The following is an 18,381-nucleotide window of genomic DNA, read 5'->3' on the forward strand; positions in this document are numbered from 1 at the left end:
TTCGATGAGCGAGGCAGCGGAACGGCAAAGGCACCGTACGCCGGTTCTGATGGCAAGGAATGTCGTCAGGCGGTTCGGCGGCCTCGTTGCCGTCAACGATGTCTCGTTTGATGTCAGATCGGGAGAAATCCTCGGCCTGATCGGACCGAATGGCGCCGGCAAGACTACGATGTTCGACCTGCTCGCCGGCAGTCTATTGCCGACCAGCGGCGAGATCCTTCTCAACGGCGCCAGCGTCTCGGGCGAAGCCGCTCATCTGCGTATCGGCCGTGGCCTTGGCCGCACCTTCCAGATCCCGCGCCCGCTGCCCAATCTGACGCTGATCGAAAACATCATGCTGGCGGCCCAGGGCCAGGCCGGCGAGAAGCTGCTCGCCAATTTCGTCACGCCATGGCGGGTTGCTGCGCAGGAGAGAGCAGCCAGGGCGAAGGCGCTCGACCTCCTGGAGCTCGTCACCCTCACCCACCTCGCGCGGGAGCCGGCGCGCGTGCTTTCCGGCGGCCAGCGCAAGTTGCTGGAACTTGCCCGGGTCATGATGGCCGACCCGGCGATCATTCTGCTCGACGAGCCGGCGGCCGGCGTCAATGCGACATTGCTCGAAGTCATCATCGATCGCATTCGCGACATCAACAAGCGCGGCATCACCTTCCTCTTGATCGAACACAACATCGACATGGTGACGCGGCTCTGCCACCGCGTCCTGGTCATGGCGAGCGGCCAGTTGCTCAGCGAAGGCACGGCGGAAGAAATCGCCCGCGACCCGCGTGTCATCGAGGCCTATCTCGGAGGCACGGCATGAGCGAAGCGGTCCTCGATGTCCGTTATCTCGAAGCCGGTTATGAACCAGGCGTGCCGATCGTGCGCGGCGCCTCGATCACCGTCGGCAAGGGCGAGATCGTTGTCGTGCTCGGCCCCAACGGCGCCGGCAAATCGAGCTTCATCAAGGCGATCGCCGGCCTCGTGCCGATCACCGGCGGCTCGGTTTTCCTCGACGGCAAGGACATCACCGCGGCACCCGCCCACACCATGGTTCGGCTTGGCCTGGCTTTCGTGCCGCAGACCGAAAACATCTTTCCACTAATGTCAGTCGAGGACAATCTCAAGGTTGCCTGCGGCATCCTCGAACGGCGCGAAATCCCTGCCCGCATCGAGGAAATGTATGCAGCCTTTCCCGACCTCGTCCGCCAGCGCAGGACCGCCGCCGGCAACCTCTCGGGCGGGCAGCGGCAGATGCTCGCCGTCGCGCGGGCGCTGATCGTCCACCCCAAGGTGCTGGTGCTGGACGAGCCGTCGGCCGGCCTGTCGCCGAAATTCGTCTCGATGGTGTTCGAGATGCTGGCCGGCATCCGCAAATCCGGCGTCACCATCCTTTTGGTCGAGCAGAACGCCAAGGCAGCGCTTGCCATCGGCGACCGCGCCTATGTGCTGGTCGAAGGCAGGGACCGGCACGAGGGTGTCGCCTCCGAGCTGTGGAACGATCCGGTGGTGGCCGAACTCTATCTCGGCCAACGTCCGCTCAAGTCCGGAGGAGGCGCGGCATGAGCCTGCAATTTGTCGTCGACGGATTGCTGACCGGTTCAATGATCGGCCTGGGCGCCATCGGCGTGACGCTGACCTATTCGATCCTGCGCTTCTCGAACTTCGCCCATGGCGATTTCATGGCCTGGGGCACCTATGCGACGCTGGCCGTGGTCAGCGCCATCGGCGCGATGTTCGGCAAGGTGGCGCCGATTGCGCCGCTGTCCTTCGGCTGGCCGCTGATCGTCGCGCTGATTGTCGGCATGGCGTTCACCGCGCTGCTGGCGCTGCTGCTCGACAAGGTGCTGTTCGCACGGCTGCGCTCGCAAGGCCAGGCGATCATCGTGGTGATGGCAAGCTTCGGCGCCTCGATGGCGCTTAGAAGCTTGCTCGAATTCACTTTCACCTCGCGGCCGACCTATTTCAGCCGGGCGATCCAGATCGCCATGCCGGTCGGCTTCGGCATTCGCATCACGCCCGATCAGATCGCGCTACTTTTGCTGACGGCAGTGCTCGTGCTCGGCGTGCATCTGTTGATGACGCGCACGCAGACCGGCCGCGCCATGCAGGCGCTGAGCCAGAACGCAGCGCTTGCCCGCATCGTCGGCATCGACGTCGCCAGCGTCGTGCGCGTCACCTGGATCATCGGCGGGGCGCTCGCCTGCGTCGCCGGCGTGATGATCGGCATTCTGGTGCAGATCCGCCCGTTCATGGGCTTCGACATGCTGCTGCCGATGTTTGCAGCCGCAATTCTCGGCGGCATAGGCAGCATCCCGGGCGCGGTGCTCGGCGGGCTGATCATCGGGCTCGCCGAAGCCGGCGCGGTGCAGCTGGTCGGCGCGGAATGGCGCGCCGCGGTCTCATTCGTCATCCTGATGGCGGTGCTGTTCGTACGGCCGATCGGCCTTTTCGGTGTGAGGGAACGCTGATGGACCTCGTCGGCTACGGCGCCTTCTTCCTGACCACCGCGCTGATCTTTTCGCTGATCACGCTGGGGCTCAACCTGCAATGGGGGCTGACCGGCTTGTTCAATGTCGGTCTCGCCGGCTTCGTCGCCATCGGCGCCTACACATCGGCACTGCTGACCACGCCGCACGATGCCGCGCGGCTGGGTGGCTTCGGCCTGCCGATCCTGGTTGGCTGGGCGGGTGCCATGGTCGTCGGCGGCATTGCCGCGGCGCTGACCGGCATGGCCACGCTGCGCCTTCGATCGGATTATCTCGCCATCACCACATTCGGCGTCGCCGTGGTCGTGCAACTGGTCGCGCTCAATGCACAGAAGCTGACCGGCGGTCCGTTCGGCATCGGCTTCATCCCGCGCCCTTTCGGCAGCCTTGCCGAAACACCGCTGCTGTTCAACCTGTCCAACCTTGCCGTGGTCGCGGCAGTGACACTGATCGCCTATCTCGCCTTGGAGCACCTGTCGCGCAGCCCGTGGGGACGCGTGCTGAAGGCGCTGCGCGAGGACGAGCGAGCGGCGATATCGCTCGGCAAGAGCGCGCGCTTCTATCGTGTCCAGGCCTTTGCGGTCGGCGGCGCCATCATGGCGCTGGCCGGGGCGCTGCAGGCGCATTTCACCGGCTTCATCGCGCCGGACAACTACCTGCCGATCCTCACCTTCCAGGTCTGGGTAATGCTGATCGTCGGCGGCTCCGGCAGCAATCTCGGCGCGGTCATCGGCAGCATCCTGGTGTGGGGGATATGGGCTGGATCCGGCACGCTCACCAGCGTGCTGTTCCCGCCCGAGCAGCAGGCGCGCGCGGCCTCGCTGCAGATCGCCGCCATCGGCGTCATGCTCTGCGTGATCTTGCTGATCCGGCCGAACGGATTGCTCGGCGACAGGCCACGGCGGCTGCGCTTCGGCAAGCGAGCGAAAGCGGCCGCGGCCAAGAGCAGTTCAGGATCATGAACGCGGTGGCCCGGCAGGAGGCGCAAGGCGTTTCGCTCTGGCACGCCGTCAGCCGAAACCATCGCCAGCGGCCAGCGCTGCAAGGCGAGCTCGTTGTCGACCTCGCCATTGTCGGCGGCGGCTTTTCGGGTCTTTCGACCGCGCTGCACGCCGCCGGGAAAGGACTCTCGGTCGCCATTCTCGAATCCGAATTCATCGCCTGGGGCGCGACCGGCAGGAATGCCGGCTTCGTCGTGCCGAACTTCGCCAAGATGGATCCGGAAAACATCCTTGCCCATCTCGGCCCCGAGCGAGGCAACAGACTGATCAATTTTGCCGCCGGCAGTGCCGATCTGGTGTTCGGCCTGATCAGGCAACATGGCATCGACTGCGACGCCGTGCAGAGCGGCTGGATCCAGCCGGCGCATTCGACTGCGGCGCTGGAAAAGGTCAAGTCCCGCGCCGAACAATGGGCGCGGCGCGGCAGGCCCGCGGTTACCTTGGACCGTCAGGATGTCGAGGCGCTGACGGGCGTGCGCGGCTATCTCGGTGGCTGGATGGATCGTTCGGGTGGCGTGCTCAACCCTGTCGCCTATGCGCGCGGCCTGGCCGATGCGGCGCAGAAGTCCGGAGCGAGGATTTTCGAACGAACACCGGTCACCACGATCGATCGCGTGATCGATGGCTGGGCACTGAAAACGCCGTCGGGATCGGTGCGCGCCGGCAAGGTGCTGATTGCCACCAATGCCTATGGCGCGGCGCTCAATCCGCTGTTGCAGCGAACCTATTTTCCGCTGAAGGTTTTTCAGATCGCGACCGAGCCCCTGCCGCACGGAATCCGCACATTTCTGCTGCCGGGAGGACAGGGCGTCGGCGACACCAGGCGCAATCTCTTCACCTTCCGCTTCGACGCCGACAACCGGCTGATCAGCGGCGGCATGCACATCTTGAGCGCCGGCGCCGACACGCGCGTGCCACAGACAATCTGGCGACGGCTCGCCAGGCATCTCGACCTGCCGGACCTGCCGCCGCTTGCCTATGGCTGGTCGGGAATGGCTGCCGTCGAACCGGATTTCCTGCCGCATCTCCTGGACCTTGGGCCGGGCCTGATCGCCGGCCGCGCCTGCAACGGGCGCGGCATTGCCATGACGACGGCGATGGGCAAGGTGCTGGCCGACTGGGCGGCCGGCGCCGATGCGCGTGACCTGCCGCTGCCGTTTGCGCTGCCGGCACCGATCCCGTTCCATGCCGTGCTGCGGCATGCGCCCAACATGCTGCTGGGCTGGAGCATGCTGCGCGACCGGATGGACGAGATGGGATAGGTCGTCGACCGTGCCTGGCCGCGCGGATCAGTCGGCCGTGCGCAGATTTTCGGAGAGAACCGCGGCCGCCGCCGCGATGTCCTGTTCAAGCGCGGCCCTGACAGCAGGGCCATTGCGCTGCTCCAACGCGCCAACAATACTGCGATGGGCGTAGTTCGATTGGGGAATGTAACGGTCGGCCTGCATCAGCAGCTTCAGATAGGGCCCGACCCGACCCCAGAGGTCCCGGATCATGTTCAACAGGATCGGCGCGCCGGCATGCTGGTAAACGGCGAAATGAAAGGCCTCGTTCAACGAGAGATAAACCCTGGCATCTCCGGCATCGATGGCCCGCTGCATGCCAGCGAGCGTAGCCTGTACGTCGATCAAGCCGCTTTCGCTGATCCGCGACGCGGCCATCTCACCCGCCAGCCCTTCGACGGCGATGCGGATGCGCGTCAGCTCCTCGAAGGCGGGTGCCGACAGCAAGGGCACGATGATCGAGCGGTTGTTCTGCATCTCGAGCAGCCGCTCGGCGACCAGCCTTTGCAGCGCCTCACGGATCGGCGTCGTCGAGATGCCGAAGGTTTCGGCCAGCTTGCGGATGACCAGCGTCTGGCCCGGGCTGAAACCGCCTGAAATCAACTCCTGCTTGAGCGCGCCATAGGCGCGATCGTTCAGGGTTTGATGTTCGAGCTTCAGCATGCGCGGCCGCTCACCATTGCGACAAGGCGCGATCGAGCGTCTCTGCCAGTTGCTCGGCATTGTCCCTGGCAAATGGCAAAGGCGGCCTGATCTTCAGCACATTGCCGCGCGGGCCGCAGGACGAGATCAGCACGCCGTCCTCGCGCATGGCTTCGACCACCGCCGCTGTCTTGGTGGCGGCCAGCGTCTCGTCGCCCTCCGCCGTCAGTTCGACGCCGAAATAAAGGCCGTTGTGCCTGACGTCGGCGACCATGCCGTGCCGGCTCTGCAGCGCGCGAAGCAGCTCCCCGGTATAGGCGCCGACATTGCGCGCGTTCTCGATCAGCCCCTCGCCTTCGATCACGTCGAGCACGGCGATACCGACGGCGGCCGCCACCGGATTGCCGCCGAACGTGTTGAAGTAACCGGTGTTCGAACCGAAGGAGGCGACAAGCTGTGGCCGCACGATCACCGCGCCCATCGGATGCCCGTCGCCGATCGGCTTGCCCATGGTGACGATATCGGGCTCGATGCCGTAATTGGCGAAGCCCCACATGCCCTGGCCGAGCCGGCCGAAGCCCGACTGGACCTCATCGGCAATGACGATGCAGCCGGCCCTCCTGACGTGATCGGCCGCCTCGCGCATCGCCGCCGCGTCGGGAAAGAAGATGCCGTCGCTGGAAAAGGCCGAGTCGAGAAGCAACGCCGCCGGACGGATGTTTTGCGCACGCATGTCCTCGATGGCGGCGGCGACATTTCTGGCGAAGTCGCGCGCGGCGCGGCCACGGTCGCGAAACGTGTCCGGCGCCGCCACGGTCCGATGCTGCGCGGGCACGCCCTTTGCCCCGACAGCCGCAGGCGAGAGCTGCGCGGTGGCGATCGTGGCGCCGTGATAGGCGAAGTCAGTGATGATGACGCCGGTGCCGCCGCTGGAATGCTGGGCAATGCGGATGGCGAGATCGTTGGCCTCGCTGCCGGTGCAGGTGAACATGGCGTGACCAAGATGGGCCGGAAGCATGCCGAGCAGTTTTTCAGCGTAGTCGAGGATGATCTCGCTGAGATAGCGCGTGTGGGTGTTGAGCGTGGCGGCCTGCCCCGACAGCGCCTCGACGACGCGTGGATGGCAGTGTCCAATCGAGGCGACATTGTTGTAGGCATCGAGGAATTTGCGGCCCTGCGCATCGTAGAGCCAGACGCCGCTGCCGCGCACCAGATGGATCGGGTTGCGGTAGAAGGCGCGGTAGGTCGGGCCAAGCAATCTGGCGCGGCGTTCGAGCAACGCGCGCTCTTGCGCCGAAGCGCCGGCATCGGCAGAGGCATTGGCGGGCAAGGACTGGGACACGAGCATCTACTCCGGATTGGAATGGTCGAGGAAATAGCGGCGGGCATCCGCGGACGACAGCCCGTCCAGCCGTTCGAGCGACGCCCAGACCTCGGTGATGAGGCGCAGCACATAGTCGCGCTTGGCCGGGAATCGTTCCGCCTGCCAGCTGGCGATGTTGGCAATCAGCGCAAGGCGCGCACGGATCAGATCGAAAAGAATGCCGATCTCTTCGGTTTCCAGCGGCTGCACCGATTGATAGCCGGCGACGAAGCGCGCCGCGGGCGCTAGCGGGTGACCTTCCGACGGCCAGCGGTAGACGGCGCCGATGGCGAGATCGCAGATCAGCGGTGAATGGATCATGTCGCCGAAATCGAGAATGCCGCTCACCACCTCCGGGCGAGAAGCATCCATCACCACATTGTAGGAATTCATGTCGTTATGGACGATCTGCGCACGCAGGCTCGGAATGACCGGCGCCGCATGCTCCTCGAAGGCGTCGATGACGCGTTCGACCATGGCCCGGTGGCCCGCATCGGGGATATGCGCCAGCATCGGCCGCGTCTTGGCGACCTTGCGGATATCCCACAGCAGGTCGCTGCCGGCCGCCGGATGGAAGAAACCGCGCAGTGCGCGGCCAAGACGGGCGAGGAAGATGCCGAGATTGCGATCCTGTGCCGCTGAGGTCGGTGAGCGCGAAAGCAATTGGCCGGGCAGATAGGTGACCAGCCGCATGATGCGCGGCGCGGATCCGCCGACGCTGATCGCAAATTGCGCTTCGCCCTCGAGGCTTTTGCGCACCGAGGGAACCGGCAAGGTCGGATCGACCGCAATGATATGGTCGAGCGCCTTGTTCTGGAAATCAGTGAAGCCGGCCTCTTCCGCCGGATGGGAGATTTTCAGAACGAACTCGCCCTCGCCGTCGGTCTGGATGTGGAAATTGTGATCGCGTTCGCCGGGCAACGGACGCGCGCTGCCGGTGAGACCATAGTGCCGGCGCAAGATGGCAAGCGCGTCTGCGGTGGAAACGTCCGGCGCATCCTCGGCGAGCGTTTCGCCGAATGCATCGGGTACGGCCGCGTTCATGATCTCACCTTCGGATCAATCGGCTCAAGACCGCACCAGTCGGCGATGAACAAGGCAATCGTCTGGGTAACTTTGCGCACCGAGTCGAGATCGACGGCCTCGTCATAGCCATGCGGCATGCGGCAGATCGGGCCGTAGACGATCGCCGGCGTGTCGGCATAGAGGCCGAAGAAGCGAGCGTCCGTGGTCGCCGAGGTCACATGCTCGGTCAGCGGCTCGCCCCACACGGCGCTATGGCTGCGGCGTAGCACGGCTTCCATCTCGTCGGCGCCTTCCAACACATAGCCTTCGGCCATGAAGCCGTTGTAGGTCATCCTGGGTGGGCGATTGGCGAGGAACGGATCGGCGCGGGCCGCATCGGCGATGCAGGCCTCGAGTTCGGCCCTGGCGTCCTCAAGCTTCTGGCCGGGATAGGTCGCGACCCGCATCTCGAAGACGCAGCGCGCCGGGACGCTCGACGTCCACTCGCCGCCTTCGATCTTGCCGAGATTGAAGCGGATCGGATGCGGGTGATCGCAGAAATGCGGATCATCGACCTTGCGCGCATTCCAGACGATTTCGAGCCGCTTCAGCGCCTGAATGATGACGAAGGCCTTTTCGATTGCGTTGGCGCCAGCGGAAAAGGCCCCCGACGCATGCTGCGGATCGCCGTCGACCTCGACCCTGAACCAGATCGGTCCGACCTGCGCCCGCATCAATCGAGGTTCCAGCGGCTCGGGTATGAAAGCGGCATCGGCGCGGTAGCCGCGCTGCAGGCAGGCGAGCGCGCCATTGCCGGTGCATTCCTCCTCGACCACCGACTGCAGGTATAATTTCGCGGCCGGCTGGTAGCCGAGGCTGCGCAATGCGGCCAATGCGTAGAGGCAGGCCGACAGGCCGGCTTTCATGTCGCCGGCGCCACGACCATGCATCCAGCCATCCTCGATCGCCGGATCGTAGGGATCGCGCACCCAGCGGTCGAGCGGTCCTGTCGGCACCACGTCGATATGGCCGTTGAGGATCAACGAGCGGCCGGTCGCGTTTTTCGGCGTGTGGGTGGCAACGACATTGAAGGCGTCGTCGTAGGACACCGCCACAGGCGAAAAACCCGGCAGGTCGCGAATAGCATCGACATCGACGCGCCACATGTCGACCTCGTAGCCATCGGCCTCATAGGCGGCCGCCATGAAGGATTGCGCGGCGTGCTCCTCGCCTCGCTGCGAAGGAAAGCGCACGAGATCCTGCAGAAACGCGACCTGCCGCGCGAAGCCATCGTCGACCGCGCCCAGAACGGCCTCGTCCGCAATCCGCTCAAGCATCATATTCCGCTTTCATCTGAATGGTGTATCATATCTCATATGCTGTCTCCTGCAAATGCAAGAGACAGGTGGGGCAAACTTATGACCCACATTCCGAAACACTTGGCAGGCGAGCGCAGAATTGGCATCAGCTTAGCGCATGCCGGCAAAGCCGCGCGGCCAAAGATCGAGGACAGATGCTGGTCACCGAAGGCACATTGCCGGATGAAGTCACCGACCTGTCGGGCGGTTACCGGCGCGTGCCGGCCGGCAGGATCATCAATGCGGTGACGTGGATGGAGGCGCGCGCGCCGGTGCCGGGACTTGCCCAACCGCTGGCCATGACCCGGGTCACCAAGCCCGACTGCGCCTCCTACCGCGCGATCTTCCTGGAAATCGGGGCTCCCTGGCTCTGGGATCGGGCCGCTGAAATGTCGGATGCCGAAATCGCCGCGCAATTCGCCGACCCACGCCATCATCTCTATTACGGCCATGATGAACGCGGCGGCCATGTCGGCATGGTCGAATTCCGCGTGGGCGACGATGACGAGATCGAGATCACCTATTTCGGCCTGTTCCCCTCCTTGACCGGCCGAGGCTTCGGCAAGCGGCTGATGGCCGGCGCACTCGATCAGGCATGGCGCCTCGCCCCCGGCCGCATCTGGCTGCACACCAGCAGTTTCGACCATCACAGCGTCATCGGTTTCTATCGCGCTTGCGGGTTCGAGCCCTATGCGGCCGGTTTCGAAATCACCGACGATCCGCGGATCAAGGGAACCCTGCCGCGCGAAGCGGCCCCGCAAATCCCGTTGATCGAAACGGAATGGGTGCCTGGCGCAAGATGAGACCGCCTCCGCAATCCGCCAGCCAGGCATCTCCGCATCATCGCCGGTGGGTGCGGCGCGAGAGCATCCTGTCAAGGCTGGAGCGGCATGTCGGCATGCGCATCGTGCTGTTCGCCGCGCCCGCCGGTTTCGGCAAGTCGACAACGATGGCGCAATGGGCCGCGGAACTCGCACGCCACGGTCGGTTGACCGCATGGCTGTCCTGCGAGGCGACTGACAATGACGAAGGCGCCTTCCTGTCGCATCTGGTGGGGGCGCTGCGCCACCTCGTCCAGAGCCCGGCCGAGCTCGACCTCGCCTTCCAGTCGAGCCCGATCCCGCAGCTCGAGGTGGTGCTCTCTGCACTTGTCGCGGGTTTTGCGGCGCGCGACGCCGAGATCACGCTGTTCTTCGACGACTACCATGTCATCGAAACGGAGGCGGTGAAGCGTTTCATGGAACGCCTGACACGGCAGGCGCCCGCCAACGTCGCGTTCGTCATCGGTTCGCGCAACCTGCCCGACCTGCAGCTCGGCAAACTCAGGGTGCTTGGCGACGTTTTCGAAATCGGCCCGGACGATTTGCGCTTCGTCTCGTCCGAAGCCGAAGCCTTCTTCAACGACAAGCTGGGCCTGAGCGTCAGCAGCGGTACCGTCGAGGCCTTGTGCTCGCGGACCGAAGGTTGGGCCGCCGGCCTGCAACTCGCCTCGCTGTCGCTCAGTGCCGCGCATGCGCCCGAAACCGTCATCGGCAATTTCACCGGCGCCAACCGCAACGTCGCCGACTTCCTGATGGGCGAAGTCTTCCTCGGGCTGCCGCCGGCCCTGGCGAAGTTTCTGCTCCACAGTTCGATCTTCCAGCGCTTCAGCGCCGAGGCCTGCCGGGCAGTCTTGCGCGTGGCGGACGCCGAGGCCGATATCGCCGAGATCGAGACCCGCAATCTCTTTCTCGTGCCGCTCGACGACGAACGGCGCTGGTTCCGCTACCATCACCTGTTCCGCGACTTTCTCATTCGTGAAATGGAACGGCGCGCGCCTGAGATGATCGCCCCGCTGCACCTGGCCGCCGCCGAATGGTTCGGCGAACGCAAGATGCTGACCGAGGCGATCGGGCATGCGCTTGCCGCTGGCGACCAGGCCCGCGCGGCGGTGTTCATCGAGAACAATGCGCTCGAGCTCATCGCGCAGTGCCAGCTGCTTTATGTGCGCCAATTGCTGGCGTTGCTGCCGAGAAAACTGGTCGACCAGCGCATCCGGCTGCAACTCGTCGTGTTGTGGCTGGCGGTGCACTCAAGCCAGCCCGAGATTGCCCAGCAGACACTCGCCAATGCGCGCAAGCTGATCGAGACCGGGCCGACGGACGGCAAGGATCCGGGCACACTGACCGGCACCACGATCGAGGCCGAAATCGCCGTCCTGGATGCCGCCGTGCACAGCACGCTGGAACGGTTCGAGGACGCACGCGACACAGCCTTGGCCGCCCTGCGCGTCATCGCGCCCGATGCCTGGTTCATGGAAGGCGCGACGGCCAATGTCATCGGCTATAATCTCTACGCACTGGGCGATCTCGAGGGCGCGCGTGCGGCGGCGGACGCCGCGCGCAAGGCGCATGAGCGAAGCGGCAGCCTGCTCGGCGTCACCATCGCCAATTGCTACATGGCAGTGATCGAGCGCTCGGCCGGCCGCCTGCCCGCCGCCGAACGGCTGCTGCGCAACACGATCATCGAGGCCAGGACGCGGATCGGCGCCAACTCCTATGCCGAGGCCCTTGCCGGAACGCTGCTCGCCGAACTCGCCTACGAGACCAACGCCTCCGGCGAGGCACTGACGCTGGTCGAGAATCTCGGACCGCTGATCGAAGGCGCCGCGGTCATCGTCTATCCCCTTGCCAGCGTGCCGACCTATGCCCGCGTGCTGCAGTTGACCGGTCGCGCAGACGCAGCGCTCGACATGCTGGAGCGCGTCTACCAGCGTGTGCGCGGCTCCGTCTATCGCCGCCTCGCTTCGGTATTGGTGCATGACCGTATCCGGCTGTTGCTCGACCAGAACCGTATCGTCGAGGCCCGCGCACTGCTGAGTGAACATCGCCGCGAAAGCGCTGAAACCGAGCCAACTGTCGCCAACGAATTCGAATTCTTCGCCGAGGGCCGGCTGCTTACCGCGGAGAAATCCCACGCAGCGGCGGCGGCGACTTTCGACGCGTTGCTGGAGCGAACGAAAAATAGCGGACGCATGCGCCGCCACATCCTGGCGCTGATCCTGCGCGCCAAGACCACCGTCAATGACCAGCGCGAGACCGACCGTCACCTCCTCGAAGCGCTGCGCCTTGCACAGCCCTCCGGCTTCATCCGCTCCTTCGTCGACGAGGGCAGGCCTGTTGTGGAAGGGTTGATGCGGCTGCGCGCCGTGCAGGCAAAGACCGACCCTGCCCTGTCGGCCTATGCAACGCGCATCATCGACGCGGCACAGACGATGCCCGTGGCGACACGCAAGCCGGCAGCACCGACGGCCGACAAAGAACAGCTCACCCAGCGCGAGACCGAACTGCTGCGCTGCCTCTCGGAAGGCATGTCCAACCGCGATATCGCGGGTGCGCTATCGGTGAGCGAGACGACGGTGAAATGGCATTTGAAGAACATTTTCGGCAAGCTCTCGGTATCGAACCGCGTGCAGGCGGTGCGCGCGGCGCAGGCGGCCGCGGACCTCCGCCCCCCTCCGAAAGGAGGGGCATGAACATCTGCTGCAGCCCCCTCTTTGGGGTCGGGCCATGGGATCGTTAGCCTGCTAGCGTCGTCCTGCTCCTAGAGGACGATTGCCTATGGCGACAGGTTACGTTTTTCACGAACAGCTGATGTGGCATGACACCGGCTCCAGCGCCGACATGATGCCACCCGGCCGTTTCGTGGAGCCCGGCCGGCACTTGGAATCGCCTGGATCGAAGCGCCGACTGAACAACCTGATCCAGGTCAGCGGCTTGGCACGCCATCTGGTGCCGATCCTCGCCGAGCCGGTGACAATCGAGGATCTGCTGCGCGTGCACACGCAGCGCCATGTCGACGACATCAGGATGCTCAGCGAGCGCGGTTCCGGTTTCGCCGGCCCGCAAGCGCCGATCGGCCTCAACAGTTTCGACATCGCGCTCCTGTCCGCCGGCACCACCTATGCGGCGATGCGCGCGGTGCTGACCGGCCGCGTCGACAATGCCTATGCGCTGGCGCGGCCGCCGGGGCACCATGCCGAGCCCGACCAGGCGATGGGCAACTGCCTGTTTTCCAACATCGGCGTGTCGGTGCGCCGGCTGCAGCATGAGGGCCTGCTCGGTCGCGCGGCGATAGTCGACTGGGACGTTCATCACGGCAACGGCACCGAGACAGTGTTCTATTCCGATCCGTCGGTACTCACCATTTCCCTGCATCAGGACAATCTGTACCCGACCGGGCGCGGCGCGCTGGCCGACAATGGCAAGGGCGCCGGCGAAGGCTATAACATCAACATCCCCCTGCCCGCCGGCAGCGGCACGGGCGCCTATGAGGCGAGCTTCGACCGCGTCGTCGCCCCGGCGCTACGCGCCTTCAAGCCTGACCTCGTGATCGTCGCTTCCGGTTTCGATGCCTCGGGATTCGATCCGCTCGGCCGCATGATGCTCAACAGCGAATGCTTCCGGCGCCTTGCCGCGCGCATGGTCGCCCTGGCCGCCGAGACGTCGGACGGACGCCTGATGATGACCCATGAAGGCGGTTATTCCGAGGGCTATGTGCCGTTCTGCGGTCACGCCGTCATCGAGACGTTGGCCAATCACCGGACCGAAGTGGTCGATCCGCTGTCGGACCATATCGACGAATGGGCCGGGCAGGAATTGCAGCCGCACCAGGCTGCAGTGATCGACGCCGCCGAGAGCCTGCTTGCCGGCCTGCGTCAACGCCTCGCTAGTGCTGCCTGACGCGATGGATTTCCTGATCACCACCCTCCTCAACGCGTTGACGCTGATCAGCATCCTGATGCTGGTCGGGCTCGGACTGGCGATCAGCTTCGGCCTGATGAACGTGACCAATCTGGCGCATGGCGAGTTCGTCACCGTCGGAGCCTTCGCGGTCTATTTCGTCCAGAGCATCGGTGGTTCCTTCTGGTTGGGGCTCGCCGCCGCGCCCGTTGCCGGCGCGGTGGTCGGCTGCATCCTGGAATTCGCCATCATCCGCCATCTCTATTCGCGGCCGGTCTCGACCGTGCTTGCCACGTGGGGCGTCAGCCTGATCCTGCAACAAGGCCTGGAACTGACCTTCGGTCTCGGCGCCAAGCCGGTGACGCCACCGATCGAGGGCACGCTCGACCTGTTCTTCACCGTCTATCCGGCCTACCGGCTGATCCTCATCGCCATCGCCATGCTGACCTTGCTCGGTGTCATCCTGCTGATCAGCCGGACGTCCTTCGGGCTCGACATCCGCACTGTCATCCAGAACCGGGAGATGGCCGAGGGCGTCGGCATCAACACGCGGCGCACCTACGCCATCGCCTTTACCTTCGGCGCGGCCATCGCCGGGCTCGCCGGCGGATTGGTCGCACCGCTGGCGATCGTGCTGCCGCAGATGGGCGTGAACTATCTCGCCAACGCGTTCTTTGTGGTCATCGTCGGCGGCGTCGGCTCGATAGGCGGCCTCGTCGCCGGCAGCGTCTTCGTCGGCGGGCTGACCAGCATCCTCAACTACCAGATCTCGCCATCCCTGGCGCAGGCGATCGTGCTGCTGGCGGCCATCGTCGCCGTGCGGCTGCGGCCCAACGGCCTGTTCAACGGAGCCTCGCGATGATCGCCCGCGATCGCAACTGGCTGCTGATCTTCGCCGTCTGTGTGGTACTCGCGATTCTCTATCCGCTCTTCGCCGACGGCTATCAGCTGACGGTGATCCGCGACGCGCTGATCTTCGGTCTGTTCGCGGCGAGCCTCGACTTCTTCTGGGGCCGCACCGGCATCTTGTGCTTTGGCCACGCCGCCTTCTTCGGCATCGGCGGCTACATCATGGCGCTGATCACGCTCAACGACGCCATCGCCTTCGGCAGCCTGCTCGGCATCATAGGCGCGGTGGCAGGGGCAGCCTTCGTCGCCGCCATCATCGGCTACTTCCTGTTCTTCGGCGGCATCCGCGGCAGCTACTTCACCATCGTCACGCTGGCGATGGGCGTCATCTGCCAGCAAGCCGCCGTGTCATGGAGTTCTGTCACCGGCGGCGACAGCGGCCTGATCGGCATCCCGCCGATCGAATTCGATGTTGGCGGGCTGCATGTCGATCTAAGCCAGGATCTGCCCTCCTATGTCTTCGTCTCGGCCATCGTCGCGGTGATGGTGCTGGCGTTGTGGTCGATCAGCCGCGGCCGCTGGGGCACGGTACTGACTGCTATCCAGGACAATGAAGTCCGGGCGGCAGCGCTCGGCCACAACGCACCGCTGCGGCTGCTCGTCACCTTCGTCCTGTCCGCCGCAATCGCCGGGCTTGCCGGTGCGCTCTATGTCTGCATGGCTGGGCTGGTGGCGCCCGATCTTTCCGGCTTGCTGCTGTCGACCGAAGTCATCGTCTGGGTGGCCGTCGGCGGGCGCGGCACGTTGCTGGGTCCGGTGCTGGGCGCCATCTTCATCCAGCGCGCGCAGCAGACGATCTCCAGCTTCAACCCGAGCCTGTGGCCTCTGCTGCTCGGCTGCGTCTTCGTCATCATCGTCTTCGTCCTGCCGGACGGTATCCTGTCGGTTTACGCGCGCCTGAAGAGCCTGTTCGAGGGCCGGAGGCGCGTACAATGAGCGATGTCCTGCTCCAGGCCGAAAATGTCGGCATCCGCTTTGGCGGCCTGCAGGCGCTCGAAGGGTTGAACCTCACCGTACGCGACAAGGAACTATGCTGTATCATCGGCCCGAACGGCGCCGGCAAGAGCACCTTCCTCAACGTGCTGACCGGCACGCTTCGGCCGACCAGCGGCAGCGTGCGATTCCTCGGTCACGACATTGCCGGCCTGCCGCTGCACCGCATCGCCCGGCTCGGCATCGCCCGCAAGTTTCAGATCCCGTCGGTCTTTCCGAGCCTGTCGGTCGAAGACAATCTGAAGGTGGCACGGTGGGGGGTACCCTCGCCGGTTCGCCCGGTCAGTGAGCTGCTGGAACTGGTCGCGCTCGGCAACCGTGCCGCGACGCTGGCCGGCGAACTCGCGCATGGCCAGAAGCAATGGCTGGAGATCGGCATGGCGCTGGCGATCGAGCCAAGGTTGCTGCTGCTCGACGAACCGACCGCCGGCATGACACCGCAGGAAACCTTGGCGACAGCCGAGATGCTGGCGCGGCTCAAGGGCGAGTTCTCGATCGTCGCGGTGGAACACGACATCCGCTTCGTTCGGGCGCTGAACTGCGAAACGCTGGTGCTGCATCAGGGGCGCCGGCTGCGCAGCGGCCCTTTCCACGACATCGAGACCGACGAGATGGTCCGCGACGTCTATCTGGGGAGGCGCTGACCATGCTGCGGACACTTGCCGTCTCGGCCGGTTATGGGCTGCTCCCGGTGCTGAACGGCATCGATCTTAGCGTGGCATCAGGTGAAGTCGTCGGCCTGCTCGGCCGCAACGGCGCCGGCAAGACGACGCTGCTGCGCGTCATCGCCGGCGGCCTGAAGGCGAGCGGCGGCGCCGTGGTGCTCGGCGACCAGGATCTCACCAACGCGCCGGCCTTCCGCCGGGCACGGGCGGGCATCGCCCATGTGCCGCAGGGCCGCGGCATCTTCAACCAGCTGACCGTGCGGCAAAACCTGGAGGTCGGCACACGCGCCGCCAGGGATCGCGGCGACGGCGGCATTCCCGACGACATCTTCGGCTATTTCCCGATCCTGCGTGAGCGTGAAACACAAGTCGCCGGCACACTCTCGGGCGGACAGCAGCAGATGCTGGCGATCGGCCGCGCTTTGTGCGGCCTGCCCTCGGTTCTGCTGCTCGACGAACCTTCGGAAGGCATACAGCCGAACATCGTACAAGCCATCGCCGAGCTGGTGCCGCGCATCGCGCGCGAACGCCGCATCGCGATCGTGCTGGTCGAGCAGAATCTCGATCTCGTTCTGAAGGCGGCGGACCGCTGCCTGGTGATGGAAAAGGGCAGGATCGTGCACGAAGGCACGCCGCAAGCGTTCGCCGACGAGACCCTGCTGAAGGATTTGTTGGCCCTGTAAAGGCGCGCCTGATGCGCGCCCAAGATTTGTTGGCTTTGCAAGGCGTGCATGGGGCGCGCCTGGACTGGAAGGGAACATAACAATGATAAGCAGAAGAACGATCCTGAAATCCGGCGGGGCTGCCGCCGCGTTCGCCATGGTCGGCGCGCCGTCGATCCTGCGCGCCGCCGACACCGTCAAGGTCGGCCTGTCGATCCCGATCACCGGACTGCAGGCGATCCTCGGCGAGACGCTGCTCAATTGCTACAAGCTCGCCGCGGCCGAGCTCAACGCCGCCAACGGCATTGGCGGCCGCCAGGTCGAGTTGTTCATCGAGGACAACCAGACCACGACCAAGGGCTCGATCGACAAGGCGCGCAAGCTCATCAACGAAGACAAGGTCGACGTGGTCATGGGCACGATCATTTCGCCAGAGCGAAGCGCTACGCTGTCGGTGACCTCGAAGGCCAAGAAGCTGTTCTTCTATCCGACCAATTTCGAAGGCGGCGAATGCAACCGTTACTTCGTCGCCACCGGCCCGATCCCGATGCAGCAGGTCGACCCGATGATGCCGTGGGTGGCCGAGAATCTCGGCAAGACCATCTACGTCATGGCCTCCGACTATGCCTGGCCGCAGAAGATGACCGAGGCGATCACGGCAGCCTATGAGAAGGCCGGCGGCAAGATCATCGGCGCGGACTATTATCCGTTCGGCACAACGGATTTCGGCCCGGCATTCCAGAAGATCAAATCGCTGAAGCCCGATGTCGTGTGGTCGATGGTGGTCGGCAACGACGCCGTCACCCAGCTCAAGCAGTATCGTTCTTTCGACATCAAGCAGCCGCTGATCGCGCCACTCGACGAGGTCTTCAACAAGGACGCGCTGCCGCCCGGCGTCGCCGCCGGCACCTATGCACCGCAGCCTTACTGGATGGCGCTCGACAATCCGGTCAACAAGAAGTTCATCGCGAGCTTCCGCGAAAAGTTCGGCCAGGAGAAGATGGTCAACGGCATCGGCGAAGCCGGCTACAACGGCCTGCATCTCTACGCGCTGGCCGCCGAGAAGGCCGGGTCGCTGAAGGACGACGATGTGCTCAAGGCGTTGCCGACGATCGAGTTCGACGCGCCGCAAGGCAAGATCCGCGTCGATGCCAGCAACAACCACACGCTCTGCCATTCCTATGTCGGCAAGGCGGCGGCCGACGGCATCAGCTACGAGATCGTCAAGGATTTCGGGACGATCGCGCCGGTCACGCCTTACTGCAAGCTGTAGGAGCTTCGGCGACGGCTCCAGGCAATCCTGACGGCGGCTTT

At 65.0% G+C, this 18,381-nt stretch carries 17 protein-coding genes; 13 read left to right on the forward strand and 4 right to left on the reverse strand.

Annotated elements, in window-relative coordinates; translation table 11 throughout:
• Window positions 1–4: 4 nt before the first annotated feature.
• Genes LB568_RS04435 through LB568_RS04455 form a run of 5 tightly spaced genes read left to right on the forward strand, consistent with a single transcriptional unit; the run spans window position 5 to window position 4,728 of the window.
• Entirely contained in the window at window positions 5–799 is a 795-nt protein-coding gene (locus tag LB568_RS04435; protein WP_224729295.1) for an ABC transporter ATP-binding protein, read from the forward strand.
• Window positions 796–1,542: an ABC transporter ATP-binding protein gene (locus LB568_RS04440; RefSeq protein ID WP_224729297.1), complete on the forward strand. Its 747-nt coding sequence runs from the start codon at window positions 796–798 to the stop codon at window positions 1,540–1,542. Before LB568_RS04435 ends, LB568_RS04440 begins: the two co-directional genes overlap by 4 nt.
• Window positions 1,539–2,447: a branched-chain amino acid ABC transporter permease gene (locus LB568_RS04445; protein ID WP_224729299.1), complete on the forward strand. Its 909-nt coding sequence runs from the start codon at window positions 1,539–1,541 to the stop codon at window positions 2,445–2,447. The genes LB568_RS04440 and LB568_RS04445 overlap by 4 nt, the downstream gene beginning before the upstream one ends.
• Window positions 2,444–3,427 (forward strand): branched-chain amino acid ABC transporter permease, encoded by a 984-nt coding sequence (locus tag LB568_RS04450; protein ID WP_224729499.1) that lies wholly within the window; start codon window positions 2,444–2,446, stop codon window positions 3,425–3,427. Before LB568_RS04445 ends, LB568_RS04450 begins: the two co-directional genes overlap by 4 nt.
• A complete protein-coding gene (locus LB568_RS04455; protein ID WP_224729301.1) occupies window positions 3,424–4,728 on the forward strand; it encodes an NAD(P)/FAD-dependent oxidoreductase in 1,305 nt (434 codons plus the stop codon). Before LB568_RS04450 ends, LB568_RS04455 begins: the two co-directional genes overlap by 4 nt.
• Before the next feature lie 27 nt (window positions 4,729–4,755).
• On the opposite strand, the gene LB568_RS04460 is transcribed toward LB568_RS04455, so the two are convergent.
• From LB568_RS04460 to LB568_RS04475, 4 genes are read right to left on the reverse strand one after another with little or no spacing between them, the layout of a single operon-like run.
• Window positions 4,756–5,412, reverse strand: coding sequence for a GntR family transcriptional regulator (locus LB568_RS04460; protein WP_140572797.1), 657 nt, complete (start codon window positions 5,410–5,412; stop codon window positions 4,756–4,758).
• 10 nt (window positions 5,413–5,422) lie between these two features.
• Window positions 5,423–6,739: an aspartate aminotransferase family protein gene (locus LB568_RS04465; RefSeq protein WP_224729302.1), complete on the reverse strand. Its 1,317-nt coding sequence runs from the start codon at window positions 6,737–6,739 to the stop codon at window positions 5,423–5,425.
• A complete protein-coding gene (locus LB568_RS04470) occupies window positions 6,740–7,798 on the reverse strand; it encodes a phosphotransferase (protein ID WP_224729303.1) in 1,059 nt (352 codons plus the stop codon).
• The gene (locus LB568_RS04475) at window positions 7,795–9,096 is read right to left on the reverse strand and encodes an ArgE/DapE family deacylase (RefSeq protein WP_224729500.1); all 1,302 of its coding nucleotides are present in this window, start codon (window positions 9,094–9,096) and stop codon (window positions 7,795–7,797) included. The genes LB568_RS04470 and LB568_RS04475 overlap by 4 nt, the downstream gene beginning before the upstream one ends.
• Window positions 9,097–9,272: 176 nt before the next feature.
• Here LB568_RS04475 and LB568_RS04480 point away from each other — a divergent pair, with 176 nt between their 5' ends.
• The 8 genes from LB568_RS04480 (at window position 9,273) to LB568_RS04515 (ending at window position 18,340) form a co-directional block, all read left to right on the forward strand.
• Entirely contained in the window at window positions 9,273–9,920 is a 648-nt protein-coding gene (locus LB568_RS04480; RefSeq protein WP_224729305.1) for a GNAT family N-acetyltransferase, read from the forward strand.
• Window positions 9,917–12,631 (forward strand): LuxR C-terminal-related transcriptional regulator, encoded by a 2,715-nt coding sequence (locus tag LB568_RS04485; RefSeq protein ID WP_224729307.1) that lies wholly within the window; start codon window positions 9,917–9,919, stop codon window positions 12,629–12,631. The genes LB568_RS04480 and LB568_RS04485 overlap by 4 nt, the downstream gene beginning before the upstream one ends.
• A gap of 85 nt (window positions 12,632–12,716) precedes the next feature.
• A complete protein-coding gene (locus LB568_RS04490) occupies window positions 12,717–13,838 on the forward strand; it encodes a class II histone deacetylase (protein ID WP_318013233.1) in 1,122 nt (373 codons plus the stop codon).
• Window positions 13,801–14,700, forward strand: a complete 900-nt coding sequence (urtB, locus tag LB568_RS04495; protein WP_224729310.1) for an urea ABC transporter permease subunit UrtB — start codon at window positions 13,801–13,803, stop codon at window positions 14,698–14,700. Before LB568_RS04490 ends, urtB begins: the two co-directional genes overlap by 38 nt.
• Window positions 14,697–15,683, forward strand: a complete 987-nt coding sequence (locus LB568_RS04500; RefSeq protein WP_224729312.1) for a branched-chain amino acid ABC transporter permease — start codon at window positions 14,697–14,699, stop codon at window positions 15,681–15,683. The genes urtB and LB568_RS04500 overlap by 4 nt, the downstream gene beginning before the upstream one ends.
• The gene (locus LB568_RS04505) at window positions 15,680–16,384 is read left to right on the forward strand and encodes an ATP-binding cassette domain-containing protein (RefSeq protein WP_224729314.1); all 705 of its coding nucleotides are present in this window, start codon (window positions 15,680–15,682) and stop codon (window positions 16,382–16,384) included. Before LB568_RS04500 ends, LB568_RS04505 begins: the two co-directional genes overlap by 4 nt.
• A 2-nt stretch (window positions 16,385–16,386) precedes the next feature.
• Window positions 16,387–17,088: an ABC transporter ATP-binding protein gene (locus LB568_RS04510; protein ID WP_224729315.1), complete on the forward strand. Its 702-nt coding sequence runs from the start codon at window positions 16,387–16,389 to the stop codon at window positions 17,086–17,088.
• 82 nt (window positions 17,089–17,170) lie between these two features.
• Window positions 17,171–18,340, forward strand: a complete 1,170-nt coding sequence (locus LB568_RS04515; protein ID WP_115143813.1) for a substrate-binding protein — start codon at window positions 17,171–17,173, stop codon at window positions 18,338–18,340.
• Window positions 18,341–18,381 lie beyond the last annotated feature (41 nt).

Origin of the sequence: Mesorhizobium sp. B263B2A (assembly GCF_020165775.1) — a bacterium.
Taxonomy (GTDB): domain Bacteria; phylum Pseudomonadota; class Alphaproteobacteria; order Rhizobiales; family Rhizobiaceae; genus Mesorhizobium; species Mesorhizobium opportunistum.

Bases quoted from the DNA above. Each gene is read 5' to 3' on its own strand.
- LB568_RS04515 (WP_115143813.1), top strand. From the start codon at position 17,171: ATGATAAGCAGAAGAACGATCCTGAAATCCGGCGGGGCTGCCGCCGCG.
- LB568_RS04470 (WP_224729303.1), bottom strand. From the start codon at position 7,798: ATGAACGCGGCCGTACCCGATGCATTCGGCGAAACGCTCGCCGAGGAT.
- LB568_RS04490 (WP_318013233.1), top strand. From the start codon at position 12,717: ATGGCGACAGGTTACGTTTTTCACGAACAGCTGATGTGGCATGACACC.
- LB568_RS04445 (WP_224729299.1), top strand. From the start codon at position 1,539: ATGAGCCTGCAATTTGTCGTCGACGGATTGCTGACCGGTTCAATGATC.
- LB568_RS04475 (WP_224729500.1), bottom strand. From the start codon at position 9,096: ATGCTTGAGCGGATTGCGGACGAGGCCGTTCTGGGCGCGGTCGACGAT.
- LB568_RS04435 (WP_224729295.1), top strand. From the start codon at position 5: ATGAGCGAGGCAGCGGAACGGCAAAGGCACCGTACGCCGGTTCTGATG.
- LB568_RS04465 (WP_224729302.1), bottom strand. From the start codon at position 6,739: ATGCTCGTGTCCCAGTCCTTGCCCGCCAATGCCTCTGCCGATGCCGGC.
- LB568_RS04440 (WP_224729297.1), top strand. From the start codon at position 796: ATGAGCGAAGCGGTCCTCGATGTCCGTTATCTCGAAGCCGGTTATGAA.
- LB568_RS04500 (WP_224729312.1), top strand. From the start codon at position 14,697: ATGATCGCCCGCGATCGCAACTGGCTGCTGATCTTCGCCGTCTGTGTG.
- LB568_RS04505 (WP_224729314.1), top strand. From the start codon at position 15,680: ATGAGCGATGTCCTGCTCCAGGCCGAAAATGTCGGCATCCGCTTTGGC.
- LB568_RS04460 (WP_140572797.1), bottom strand. From the start codon at position 5,412: ATGCTGAAGCTCGAACATCAAACCCTGAACGATCGCGCCTATGGCGCG.
- LB568_RS04485 (WP_224729307.1), top strand. From the start codon at position 9,917: ATGAGACCGCCTCCGCAATCCGCCAGCCAGGCATCTCCGCATCATCGC.
- LB568_RS04455 (WP_224729301.1), top strand. From the start codon at position 3,424: ATGAACGCGGTGGCCCGGCAGGAGGCGCAAGGCGTTTCGCTCTGGCAC.
- LB568_RS04510 (WP_224729315.1), top strand. From the start codon at position 16,387: ATGCTGCGGACACTTGCCGTCTCGGCCGGTTATGGGCTGCTCCCGGTG.
- LB568_RS04480 (WP_224729305.1), top strand. From the start codon at position 9,273: ATGCTGGTCACCGAAGGCACATTGCCGGATGAAGTCACCGACCTGTCG.